This is a genomic window from Sporosarcina sp. Y352 (assembly GCF_056786535.1).
Genome location: NZ_JBXCJE010000016.1, coordinates 60227 through 71306, shown reverse-complemented (window position 1 = coordinate 71306; position 11080 = coordinate 60227). Strand labels below are relative to the sequence as shown.

13 protein-coding genes and 1 tRNA gene are annotated in these 11080 nt (G+C 40.3%); 12 read left to right on the top strand and 2 right to left on the bottom strand.

Annotated features, from left to right (window positions below):
* Positions 1-12 precede the first annotated feature (12 nt).
* The 5 genes from AC1TO6_RS18960 to tsaD all read left to right on the top strand — a co-directional run bounded on the left by AC1TO6_RS18960 (position 13) and on the right by tsaD (position 2868).
* Positions 13-88: transfer RNA gene (locus tag AC1TO6_RS18960), tRNA-Asp, on the top strand.
* 156 nt (positions 89-244) lie between these two features.
* Positions 245-697 (top strand): tRNA (adenosine(37)-N6)-threonylcarbamoyltransferase complex ATPase subunit type 1 TsaE, encoded by a 453-nt coding sequence (gene tsaE / locus AC1TO6_RS18955; RefSeq protein WP_482103184.1) that lies wholly within the window; start codon positions 245-247, stop codon positions 695-697.
* A complete protein-coding gene (gene tsaB / locus AC1TO6_RS18950) occupies positions 694-1404 on the top strand; it encodes a tRNA (adenosine(37)-N6)-threonylcarbamoyltransferase complex dimerization subunit type 1 TsaB (protein ID WP_482103183.1) in 711 nt (236 codons plus the stop codon). The genes tsaE and tsaB overlap by 4 nt, the downstream gene beginning before the upstream one ends.
* Positions 1405-1423: 19 nt before the next feature.
* Positions 1424-1849, top strand: a complete 426-nt coding sequence (gene rimI, locus AC1TO6_RS18945) for a ribosomal protein S18-alanine N-acetyltransferase (RefSeq protein WP_482103188.1) — start codon at positions 1424-1426, stop codon at positions 1847-1849.
* The gene (tsaD, locus tag AC1TO6_RS18940) at positions 1846-2868 is read left to right on the top strand and encodes a tRNA (adenosine(37)-N6)-threonylcarbamoyltransferase complex transferase subunit TsaD (RefSeq protein ID WP_482103182.1); all 1023 of its coding nucleotides are present in this window, start codon (positions 1846-1848) and stop codon (positions 2866-2868) included. The genes rimI and tsaD overlap by 4 nt, the downstream gene beginning before the upstream one ends.
* A 374-nt stretch (positions 2869-3242) precedes the next feature.
* Here the strand turns inward: tsaD and AC1TO6_RS18935 are convergent, their stop codons facing one another.
* On the bottom strand, positions 3243-5174 hold the full coding sequence (locus AC1TO6_RS18935) for an ABC-F family ATP-binding cassette domain-containing protein (protein ID WP_482103187.1): 1932 nt from the start codon (positions 5172-5174) through the stop codon (positions 3243-3245).
* Between the two features lie 123 nt (positions 5175-5297).
* Here AC1TO6_RS18935 and AC1TO6_RS18930 point away from each other — a divergent pair, with 123 nt between their 5' ends.
* The 3 genes from AC1TO6_RS18930 (at position 5298) to tatC (ending at position 7073) form a co-directional block, all read left to right on the top strand.
* On the top strand, positions 5298-5948 hold the full coding sequence (locus AC1TO6_RS18930; protein WP_482103181.1) for a redox-sensing transcriptional repressor Rex: 651 nt from the start codon (positions 5298-5300) through the stop codon (positions 5946-5948).
* 121 nt (positions 5949-6069) lie between these two features.
* Complete coding sequence (locus AC1TO6_RS18925) at positions 6070-6255, top strand: twin-arginine translocase TatA/TatE family subunit (protein WP_067205353.1); 186 nt, start codon at positions 6070-6072, stop codon at positions 6253-6255.
* Positions 6256-6272: 17 nt separating this feature from the next.
* Positions 6273-7073: a twin-arginine translocase subunit TatC gene (tatC, locus tag AC1TO6_RS18920; RefSeq protein WP_482103180.1), complete on the top strand. Its 801-nt coding sequence runs from the start codon at positions 6273-6275 to the stop codon at positions 7071-7073.
* A 45-nt stretch (positions 7074-7118) separates the two neighbouring features.
* Here tatC and AC1TO6_RS18915 read toward each other — a convergent pair whose 3' ends face one another.
* Positions 7119-7856, bottom strand: a complete 738-nt coding sequence (locus AC1TO6_RS18915; protein ID WP_482103179.1) for a CPBP family intramembrane glutamic endopeptidase — start codon at positions 7854-7856, stop codon at positions 7119-7121.
* 186 nt (positions 7857-8042) lie between these two features.
* Between AC1TO6_RS18915 and groES the strand changes: the two genes are divergently transcribed.
* The 4 genes from groES to AC1TO6_RS18895 all read left to right on the top strand — a co-directional run bounded on the left by groES (position 8043) and on the right by AC1TO6_RS18895 (position 11053).
* Positions 8043-8327, top strand: coding sequence for a co-chaperone GroES (gene groES, locus AC1TO6_RS18910; protein WP_482103178.1), 285 nt, complete (start codon positions 8043-8045; stop codon positions 8325-8327).
* A gap of 56 nt (positions 8328-8383) precedes the next feature.
* Positions 8384-10018 (top strand): chaperonin GroEL, encoded by a 1635-nt coding sequence (groL, locus tag AC1TO6_RS18905; RefSeq protein WP_482103177.1) that lies wholly within the window; start codon positions 8384-8386, stop codon positions 10016-10018.
* A 96-nt stretch (positions 10019-10114) separates the two neighbouring features.
* Positions 10115-10564: a tyrosine-type recombinase/integrase gene (locus AC1TO6_RS18900; RefSeq protein ID WP_482103176.1), complete on the top strand. Its 450-nt coding sequence runs from the start codon at positions 10115-10117 to the stop codon at positions 10562-10564.
* A gap of 354 nt (positions 10565-10918) precedes the next feature.
* Positions 10919-11053, top strand: a complete 135-nt coding sequence (locus AC1TO6_RS18895) for a hypothetical protein (RefSeq protein ID WP_482103189.1) — start codon at positions 10919-10921, stop codon at positions 11051-11053.
* Positions 11054-11080 lie beyond the last annotated feature (27 nt).

Below are 11080 nucleotides of genomic sequence, written 5' to 3'. Positions count from 1 at the left end.
ATTACATCTTTAGGTCCCGTGGTGTAGCGGTTAACATGCCTGCCTGTCACGCAGGAGATCGCCGGTTCGATCCCGGTCGGGACCGCCATTTAAATCTAAATTCAGAACCGATTACGGGATTTCATTCCGGAGTCGGTTTTTTTGTTGTTTAAGATGTTAAAATGATTATAAAAAAGTATCAATACTTTCCGATGCAATGTATTTTAGGTACACTATAGCAAAGAAGTAGAAAGGAAATCTGATTATGACTAGGAAAATAGAAGTGAATTCTGTCGAGGAGACAGAAGAAATCGCAACTAAACTTGCATCTCTTCTCACTCCTCCAGATGTACTGACGCTTGAGGGGGATTTAGGTGCCGGAAAAACAACATTTACAAAAGCCCTTGCAAAGGGATTAGGTGTTACAGGCACAGTTAATAGTCCGACTTTCACAATCATTAAACAGTATGAAGGGAAGTATCCGTTCAATCATCTGGATGTCTACCGATTAGCTGGCAGTGATGAGGATCTTGGCTGGGACGAGCTATTTTATGGTGATGCCGTATCAGTAATTGAGTGGGCACATCTAATTAAAGATGATTTACCTACAGAACGTTTGGAAATTCAGCTTGTCCATAATGGTGAAGACAAACGAACAATTATTATTACGCCTCTAGGTAAGAGGTATGAAGAGATTTGTGAGGGGATTTTCTTATGATTTGGTTAGGTATAGATACAGCTAACACGCCCATTTCCGTTGCCCTAGTTAAAGATGGGGAATTATTAATAGAAGAAACTTCCGCGATGGCTATTAATCACTCCTTACGTGCTATGCCAGCAATTGAACAGCTATTGGAAAAAGCAAATCTGAAACCAGCGGATATAGGTGCAATTGCAGTTTCGGAAGGACCGGGTTCATATACAGGTGCTCGAATTGGAGTGACGATTGCAAAGACACTTGCCTGGACACTCGGTAAGCCTCTCGTTGGGGTGTCTACTTTGAAAGCAATGGCAGCAAATGTGTTATTTTACAACGGTTTGATTTGCCCGTTAGTCGATGCTAGAAGAAGTAATGTCTATGCAGGTGTTTATCGGTCCGAAGCAGGAAAACTTACTCAATTGATAGAGGATGGACATTACTCCCTTGAAGAATTGATTCTATTACTTGAAGAGCAAAGTAGTCCTATTTTATTCGTTGGAAAAGATACGGCTATGCATAAAGAAATGCTTATTGAACGGCTTGGTACAGGTGCCGTAATTTCTCCTCTTCAATTTAATCTACCTCGGGCATCTTCGCTTATATATGTAGCTGCTCAATCAGAACCGGAAAATGATATTCATGGATTCGTTCCGGAGTATAGACGTATTGCTGAAGCAGAGGCAAATTGGCTGAAAGAGCAGGGAAAGGAAAATGATCTTGGATAAAGTGATTATTTATAGAGAGATGGGAACAGGTGATATATCTTCAGTTGTTGAAGTTGAAGAAGAAGTATTTGCTACTCCTTGGACTGCGGAAGTTTTTGAACATGAAATGAATGGAAATGACTATGCTCATTATGTCGTAGCTGAATTTGAAGAGAAAGTCATAGGCCATTGTGGCATGTGGATTGTTCTAGATGAGTGTCATATTACAAATGTTGCGGTACGAAAGCATATGCAGGGAAACGGCATTGGTGAAGGATTGATGAAAGAAGCGATAGCTGTTTGTAGAGAAAAAGAAGTCCGGTTAATGACCCTGGAAGTGCGGATGACTAATACTACGGCTCAAAATTTGTACCGTAAACTTGGTTTCCAGGACGGCGGAATCAGAAAAAACTATTATGCAGACGACCATGAAGATGCGCTCGTCATGTGGGTGGAATTCAAATGACAAAAGATATTTATATTTTAGGAATAGAAACGAGTTGTGATGAAACTGCCGCTTCCGTTGTGAAAAATGGAACTGAAATCATTTCAAATGTTGTGGCATCACAAATTACTAGCCAAAAGCGATTTGGCGGGGTAGTACCGGAAATCGCTTCAAGACATCATGTTGAACAAATTACATTGGTGATTGAAGAAGCACTTTCGAATGCAAAACTTAAACCTGCAGAGTTGGATGCAGTTGCCGTTACGGAAGGGCCGGGTTTAGTCGGCGCGTTGTTAATCGGCGTTAATGCTGCGAAAGCATTTGCATTTGCCAATGGATTGCCGATTATAGGCGTGCATCATATTGCAGGCCATATTTATGCGAATGAGCTGATGCAACCAATGGAGTTCCCACTTCTAGCTATAATCGTCTCAGGTGGTCATACAGAGCTTGTATTAATGAAAGGGCATGGTTCATTTGAACTCATTGGTGAAACGCGTGATGATGCTGCTGGTGAAGCCTATGACAAGGTAGCTCGTGTACTTGGACTTTCATATCCGGGCGGTCCACAAATTGATAAGCTGGCAGCTGAAAGTGATGGACAAATAGAATTTCCAAGGGCTTGGCTTGAATCAGGTTCGTACGATTTCAGCTTCAGTGGACTCAAATCTGCTGTTATTAACTACAAACATAATCTTGCACAACGTGGAGAGGCCGTAAACCCATTCCATGTCGCAGCAGGTTTCCAGGCGAGTGTTGTGGAGGTACTGACAACAAAAGCATTGAAAGCAGCGAAGGAGTTTGGAGTCAAGCAAGTAATTGCAGCTGGAGGAGTAGCAGCAAACAAAGGATTACGCTCATCTCTTGAAGAAAACTTCAAGAGGGAGGAAGTTCCCTTCTATGTACCTCCAATTGCACTCTGTACAGACAATGCAGCAATGATTGCTGCTGCTGGATCAGCAATGTTCAGTGACGGTATTCGCGGAAATCTTGCAATGAACGGTAAACCAGGTATGCCCCTCGTCTCGTGGAAAGAATAAATACGTAAAAACACAGAAGTTGCCAAATTGCGACAATTTCTGTGTTTTTTTATCCCGATTTATTTTAGAATGTCAATAGGGAACGTTCGTACTTATGCACATTTGTTGATAAGTTGTGCATAACAATGACATATCAACCATTAATAACAGTTGAGGGAGGATAACTATGTGTATAACAATTGACTTTACTGTGGGTAATGTGGACAATATTAAACTATTACCGGTATAACTAGGTTTTAGTTGTGAATAAGATTGTGGAAAGTATTTCGCCGGTATAATGTGCATATTTCGTAATCCGATATGTTCCGACAGCAAAAAGTGACAAAGCGCCACTTTGAATCAAGAGTCTTGATTCAAAATGACGCAATCCTTTCTTAAGCTAAAATCTCTAGTTCCTCTTGCAGCGCAAGCCAATTTTCCGATTTGCGATCATGTTCATCCTGGAGTGTGTCAATCTGGGACTGCAATTCCATTAATTTCACATGGTCATCTGCAAACTCAGGAGTGGAAAGTTCTTCTTGTAATGCCCCAATCTTATCTTCCAAAACTGAAAGCTTAGATTCTACTTCGTCTATGGCTCTAGTTAATCTTCTTTCCTGTCTTTTTAGCTCTTTGTCATCGTCTTTTTTTCTTTCAATCACTGGAGTTGTCGTTTTTGTTGCTGCATTTGTTTCGGCGAGCAGTTCTTCCTGTTCCAGCTTCTTCTCTACGAAGTAATCGTAATCACCAAGATATTCAACTGCACCAGTACCGCTAATATCAATTACCTTAGTTGCAATACGGTTAATGAAGTAACGATCATGTGACACGAAGATAAGCGTGCCCGGGAAGTCATCCAAAGCATTTTCTAGAATTTCTTTACTATCAAGGTCTAGATGGTTTGTCGGCTCATCAAGGATAAGTGTATTCGATTTCTGTAACATCAATTTAGCAAGTGATAAGCGGGCTTTTTCCCCACCTGATAAAGACCTAACAGATTTCTCCACATCCTCACCAGTAAATAAAAAGCGTCCTAGCACAGAACGAACATCTTTTTCATTCATCATCGGCCACTCATCCCACAGTTCTTGTAGAACGGTACCAGTTCCGATAAGTGTTGCCTGTTCCTGATCGTAATAGCCAAATTGAACATTTGTACCATACCGGATTTTACCGGATATCGGGTCTTGTGCTTTAACGATTGTTTTTAATATTGTTGATTTCCCTACGCCGTTCGGTCCGATGAGCGCAATGCGATCTTGTTTGTATATCCGCATATCGATTCCCTTTGAGACAGGAATACCGTCATAGCCTACCGCTAGCTCTTCAAGGGCAAGTACATCGTTACCACTTGGTCGATCAATTGAGAAAGTGAAATTTGCTGATTTCTCATTACCATCAGGCGAATCCATCCAGTCCGTCTTTTCAAGCGTTTTTCTACGACTCTTGGCCATTTTGGATGTAGATGCACGAGCAATATTGCGCTGAACGAAATCCTCAAGCTTGGCCTTCTCTCCCATTTCTCTTACAAATAGTTTTTGATCACGTTCATAGTTTTTTGCTTTTTCGTCAAGATAGGCAGTATAGTTACCTGTGTACTTCATTACTTTTTTACGGGACACCTCGTAGACAATCGTGACGATTTCATCTATGAAATAGCGGTCATGGGAAACAATTAGAATAGCCCCTTCGTATGATACCAAGTATTTTTCAAGCCAGCCTAACGTTTCGATGTCAAGGTGGTTTGTCGGCTCATCGAGTATGAGGAGATCGGGCTTACTAAGAAGCATTTTAGCAAGCGCCAATCGTGTCTTTTGACCACCCGAAAGAAGGGTGACATTTTTAGTGTAGTCCTCAGGGTAAAAACGCATCCCGTGCAGTACTGAACGGGTATCAGATTCGTATTGATAGCCGCCTGAGTCCTTAAATTCGACTTGCAGAGCATCGTATTCTTTAATGACACGATCATAGTCAGTCTTATTGTCATAGACAGACGGATCGGCCATTTGTCCTTCAAGCGATCTGAGCCGTCTTTCTATACTGTGAAGTGGTTCAAATACGGTCATCATCTCTTCCCAAACTGTTAACGAGGAATCGATTCCTGAATGCTGTTCAAGATAGCCGATTCGTATATCTTTCGGAACGATTAAATCACCTGAATCAGCTGTCATTTCACCGGCAATTATTTTGAGAAGTGTTGATTTGCCAGCGCCATTACGTCCAACTAATGCAACGCGGTCGCGGTGCTGGACTTCTAGTTTTACGTTTTCTAATATATCTGTTCCTGAAAATGATTTTGTTAGTCCATTCACTTGTAATACAATCAAAAGTAGCACCTCTATTCCTCTTCAGTTTAAATGAATAGTGTCAAGCGTGCAACGGTCGCCTTTACAACATTCATTATCTACTGTACGATAGAATCGCCTTTAAGTACGTGCAGGAGGGTTAGTATGATAGAAGAAACACCAAAAATTCCACAGGCAACGTCAAAGCGTTTGCCTCTATATTATAGGTTTCTCCAAAATTTTGCGAACACAGGAAAGAAACGTGTATCATCCAGCGAGTTAAGTGAAGCGATGAAAATCGATGCCGCTACGATTCGACGTGATTTTTCCCATTTCGGGGCACTTGGCCGTAAAGGTTATGGCTATGACGTGCATTACCTAGTAGACTTTTTCCGTCAAACTCTCGACCAGGATGAAAAAACGGACGTCGCACTCATCGGGGTTGGTAGCTTGGGAAATGCTTTTTTGAAATATAATTTCCATAAGAACCATAATACGCGGATCGTCATTGCATTCGATCCAAAATCAACTCAAGAGGGCACAGAGATGAGTGGAATACCTGTCTTTCATCCTGATACGCTTAAAGAAAAGATTGAGGAATTAGGTATTGACCTCGTAATTCTCACAGTGCCATCACGTATTGCGCAAGAAGTGACAGATCGACTTGTCACTATGGGTGTTAAAGGGATTCTAAACTTTACTCCTGTCCGTCTAGCAGTACCGGAATCGGTACGAGTGCATACAATCGATTTGTCTGTAGAATTGCAAACACTTATCTATTTCATAAAAAATGACGTCAAAGGTTCACATATGTAACGGTTCGTTATTAGTAATCCCAACAGCTTTCGTGTAAAATAGACGTAGAAAGGATCGAACTATATCCTTTCTTGAAGAAGGATTGTACTTCAATTCCTATCTTATGAAGGAGGTGTCCGAAATGCCAGGTCCAGGAAGTCTGATTATCATCGCTGTTATTGCTTTGCTCGTATTCGGTCCTAAGAAATTGCCTGAAATCGGGAAAGCCTTTGGTTCTTCATTGCGTGAATTCAAACACGCCACAAAAGGTCTTGTAGAAGACGACGATGTAAAAAAAGTGGAAGACAAGAAAGAAGAACTGAAGTAAGTTAGGATGACTGTCCGATGAACGATAAAAACTTAACAATCATTGAACATATAGATGAAATTAGAAAACGGCTGATGGTCATCGTCGTTTTCTTTGTTATTGCAGTAATAGGTGCTTTTTTCGTCGCGAAGCCGCTGATTCAATTTTTGCAGTATGATGGAGAAGCGAATAATATTACGTTGAATGCTTTCAACGTACTGGATCCAGTCATGATTTACGTGAAAGTAATTGTCTTTATAGCATTCATCGTCATTTCTCCGGTGCTGATGTATCAATTATGGTCTTTCGTTTCACCGGGATTGCATGAAACGGAACGGCGCGCGACATTAAATTATATTCCGTTCACCTTTCTCCTGTTTGTCGGAGGAATTGCTTTTTCGTATTTTGTCTTGTTGCCATATGTGATGAAGTTCATGATGAATTTATCCGCAGAGCTAGATATAACCCAGACAATCGGGATAAATGAGTATTTCACTTTCCTTTTCCAACTGCTTATACCATTTGGCATTGTTTTCCAATTACCGGTAGTCTTACTATTTTTAACAAGACTTGGTATATTGAATCCGAAGACACTCGTGAAAATAAGGAAGTACGCTTATTTTGTCCTATTCGTGATTGCGGCATTCATTACACCACCTGACTTGTTGTCCCATTTGTTCGTCACGGTTCCGCTATTTGCGCTTTATGAAATTAGTATTTTCATATCCCGCTTTGGTCATAGGAAATACTTGAAGGCGGAACAGCAACGACAATTTGAAGAAGCGACAGCTGAACAACAACGTCAAATCGAAGAAGTTAACAATCAACAGCAGAAATAATAAAAAAGTCTTCCACAACCCGCATATGGGTTGTGGAAGACTTTTTTAGTTCAGGAAAAAGATGATGACAGGCTTCATCTCTTCTTGCCATTTTAGTATCTTCTCCATGTTTAGGTTGAGAAGGACTACAAATCCATTCATCAGTAAATGAGCAATCATCGGTGTCAATATTCGTTTCGTTCTGTAGTACAGATAAGCGAAGACGAATGCTGGCATCATGTACATCAGAAGGTGTTCAAATTCATTATGTACAGCGGCAAACACGAGCGCACTGACAGTAGCTGCAATCCAAAAATTCGTCTTTTGATAAACACCACCAAAAATAACTCTACGGAAAATGATCTCTTCGAGGAATGGGGCAAAGAGTACCATGCATATAATGATGATTGGGGATACTTTGGCAATTTCTGAAAGGATTGCGGTATTATCTGAACCTGGTGTTATTCCAATTGCATTTTCGATAGCACCGGCAAGCATTTGACCTCCAAGTGCCAGAAAGAAACCAATGAAGCCCCATAGAATCGAATTAGGAATGGTAGACTTTTTCCCTTTGAAAACCTGGAAGAAATTCTTCTTCGGTACAATTAATAGTAGGAAGATAATAGATGCTATTGAATTGACGATGAAAAGTGTCCATGAACTGGCTCGATATGCTATATCTTTATCGGTGAATTGCTCATCCCAAGGGAAGTATAAGAATAGTCCTTCGGATAAAAAGATACTGCTTACATGCATTAGGATGTAAGTAAGAAATAGGTAGATGTAAATTTTTCCGTTTTTCAAGTAATGCCACCCTTTCAACTGTGGTTGAGCCTAATATTATCTGTTCAGAACAAGATATGCAAAGAGAAAATCTTCGGAGTATTTCACTTGCAATATATGCAAATCTTCATTATGATTAGAAATGTATTAGCACTCATGACTGTTGAGTGCTAAAAAGAAGATATTACTCTGAGGAGGTTGTTTCAATTGTTGAAACCATTAGGTGACCGTATTGTTATCGAGCTAATCGAAGCAGAAGAAAAAACGTCAAGCGGTATTGTAATACCGGACTCTGCAAAAGAGAAACCACAAGAAGGTAAGGTTTTTGCAACAGGTACTGGACGCGTTCTTGAAAACGGCCAACGAGTTGACTTAGAAGTTAAAGAAGGAGATCGTATCCTTTTCTCTAAATATGCTGGCACTGAAATCAAACATGAAGGAAATGAATATCTGATCTTGCGTGAAAGTGACATCTTAGCGGTAATTGGCTAATATACTAATGCTTGGATAGTTAAAAAATACACGAAAAATCAGGAGGGTACTTATAAATGGCTAAACAAATTAAATTTAACGAAGAAGCACGAAGCGCAATGCTGCGTGGAGTAGATACATTAGCAGATGCTGTCAAAGTAACGCTTGGACCTAAAGGACGTAACGTTGTTCTTGAGAAAAAATTTGGTTCACCGCTAATTACAAATGACGGAGTAACAATAGCACGTGAAATCGAACTGGAAGATGCTTTCGAAAACATGGGAGCAAAACTGGTTGCTGAAGTAGCGTCTAAAACGAACGAAATTGCTGGTGACGGTACAACAACTGCAACGGTTCTAGCGCAAGCAATGATCCGTGAAGGACTGAAAAACGTTACGGCTGGTGCTAACCCTGTAGGAATCCGTAAAGGAATCGAAAAAGCGGTTGCAACTGCTGTTGAAGGCCTAAAAGAAATCTCCAATGAAATTGAAGGAAAAGAAGAAATTGCACAAGTTGCTTCCATCTCTTCTGGAGACGAAGAAGTAGGACAACTGATTGCTGAAGCAATGGAGCGCGTTGGCAACGACGGCGTCATTACAATCGAAGAGTCAAAAGGCTTCACGACTGAACTCGACGTTGTTGAAGGAATGCAATTCGACCGTGGCTATGCTTCTGCTTACATGGCAACAGACACTGATAAAATGGAAGCTGTTCTAGATAATCCGTACATCTTGATCACAGATAAAAAGATTGCGAATATCCAAGAAATCCTTCCTGTTCTTGAACAAGTTGTTCAACAAGGTAAACCACTTCTAATGATCGCTGAAGACGTTGAAGGCGAAGCACTTGCAACACTTGTTGTAAACAAACTGCGCGGCACATTCAACGCTGTTGCTGTTAAGGCACCTGGCTTCGGAGATCGCCGTAAAGCGATGCTTGAAGACATTGCGACATTGACGGGCGGGGAAGTCATTACTGAAGACCTTGGACTAGACCTTAAATCAACTGATATTTCTCAGCTTGGTCATGCAGTAAAAGTTGTCGTTACAAAAGACAATACGACTATCGTTGAAGGTAGCGGAAATTCAGATCTTATCAAAGCACGTGTTAATCAAATCCGTGTTCAGCTTGAAGAGTCAACTTCAGAATTCGATAAAGAGAAATTGCAGGAACGTCTTGCGAAACTTGCAGGCGGCGTGGCAGTTATCAAAGTCGGAGCAGCTACTGAAACTGAACTTAAAGAACGTAAACTTCGCATTGAAGACGCATTGAACTCAACGCGTGCAGCTGTTGAAGAAGGTATCGTTTCTGGTGGTGGTACTGCACTAGTTAATGTTTACACGAAGGTAGCGGCATTACTAGAGTCTACTGAAGGCGACGTTGCAACCGGTATTAAAATCGTACTTCGTGCGCTTGAAGAACCTGTACGTCAAATCGCTAACAACGCGGGCCTTGAAGGATCTATCGTTGTTGACCGTCTGAAACGTGAAGAAATCGGGATCGGCTTTAACGCTGCAGACGGCGAATGGGTAAACATGATGGAAGCTGGAATCGTTGACCCAACTAAAGTTACACGTTATGCACTCCAAAACGCAGCATCTGTTGCAGCGATGTTCTTGACTACTGAAGCAGTAGTTGCAGACCTTCCTGAACCAGCAGGCGGTGGAATGGGCGGAATGCCTGACATGGGCGGTATGGGCGGCATGATGTAATCTCTTCACAAGCTATTTTGTAAAGCTGTCTCGTTCATAATTAATTAGTATAGGAATAACCACTTCTCAGAAAAATTGGAGAGGTGGTTATTTTTTATGCTTTTAAAATTTGCATATCAAGACTTTTTAGCAGACAGAAAGTTTAAGAACACAACGAAAGTGAACATTGGAAACTACGAGAGGACACTAAGGCTGTTTATCGACTATTGCCTTGAACTTGGTGTCATTAACATTGAAGAGGTAGCACAAAGCCATGTACGTAGTTACCTAGTTGATTGCCAGGAGAGAGGGAATAAGCCGGGGAGAATTAATACAAAAATTATGAGAATCCGAGCATTCTTCAATTATCTTATTGAGGAAAAAATAGTAAGTGAAAATATGGCTCATAAAGTGAAATTACAAAAAGAAGATGTGAAAATTGATGTCTTTACAGATGAACAGATATATCAAATGTTAGCTTACTATCGAAGTTTAAGGCGGAAAGAGAAGAGTTATTTCAGTTATCGGGGCTATTTATTGATTATGCAAAATTTGTGTAATGTGTAAAACCTCACTTTTATACAACAAAAGACCCCATAAACAATATATGGGGTCTTTCCTCTACATCTTTTATGTTATTATATGATGAATTTTTTGCTTCTCGCGAAGTAATTGAAGAACAAATTTCTTATCAAGATCCAGACTATACGATTGAAGAGAAAGCAGAGAGACAATTGACTAGCTATTTTTGGGGTGTATTTGGGGGTGTAATTTAATCAAAGTGAATCAAACAGCGATATGTTATAATAAGATTTTTTTAGTTATTAAGGTTTACTTCAGTAAAATAAGGTATATTATATTTGTTGAATAGATTCTCTTTAAAGACAAGAAAAGTTGGTGAACAAAGTGGGGAAATATCAATTGGATAACAAAGGTCGGGTAGCTGTGACAAAGTATCATGAAAAACACAAGCCTGCCCAATTTGATAAAAAGGAGCAACTCGAAAAAATACGTGCGGAGTATTTGAAAAAGAAACAAAAACAAACAGATAAATAAAAAGAAGACATATCTTCAAAATTGTCA

Bases quoted from the DNA above. Each gene is read 5' to 3' on its own strand.
- tatC (WP_482103180.1), top strand. From the start codon at position 6,273: ATGAACGATAAAAACTTAACAATCATTGAACATATAGATGAAATTAGA.
- groL (WP_482103177.1), top strand. From the start codon at position 8,384: ATGGCTAAACAAATTAAATTTAACGAAGAAGCACGAAGCGCAATGCTG.
- AC1TO6_RS18925 (WP_067205353.1), top strand. From the start codon at position 6,070: ATGCCAGGTCCAGGAAGTCTGATTATCATCGCTGTTATTGCTTTGCTC.
- tsaE (WP_482103184.1), top strand. From the start codon at position 245: ATGACTAGGAAAATAGAAGTGAATTCTGTCGAGGAGACAGAAGAAATC.
- tsaB (WP_482103183.1), top strand. From the start codon at position 694: ATGATTTGGTTAGGTATAGATACAGCTAACACGCCCATTTCCGTTGCC.
- rimI (WP_482103188.1), top strand. From the start codon at position 1,424: ATGGGAACAGGTGATATATCTTCAGTTGTTGAAGTTGAAGAAGAAGTA.
- AC1TO6_RS18900 (WP_482103176.1), top strand. From the start codon at position 10,115: ATGCTTTTAAAATTTGCATATCAAGACTTTTTAGCAGACAGAAAGTTT.
- AC1TO6_RS18930 (WP_482103181.1), top strand. From the start codon at position 5,298: ATGATAGAAGAAACACCAAAAATTCCACAGGCAACGTCAAAGCGTTTG.
- tsaD (WP_482103182.1), top strand. From the start codon at position 1,846: ATGACAAAAGATATTTATATTTTAGGAATAGAAACGAGTTGTGATGAA.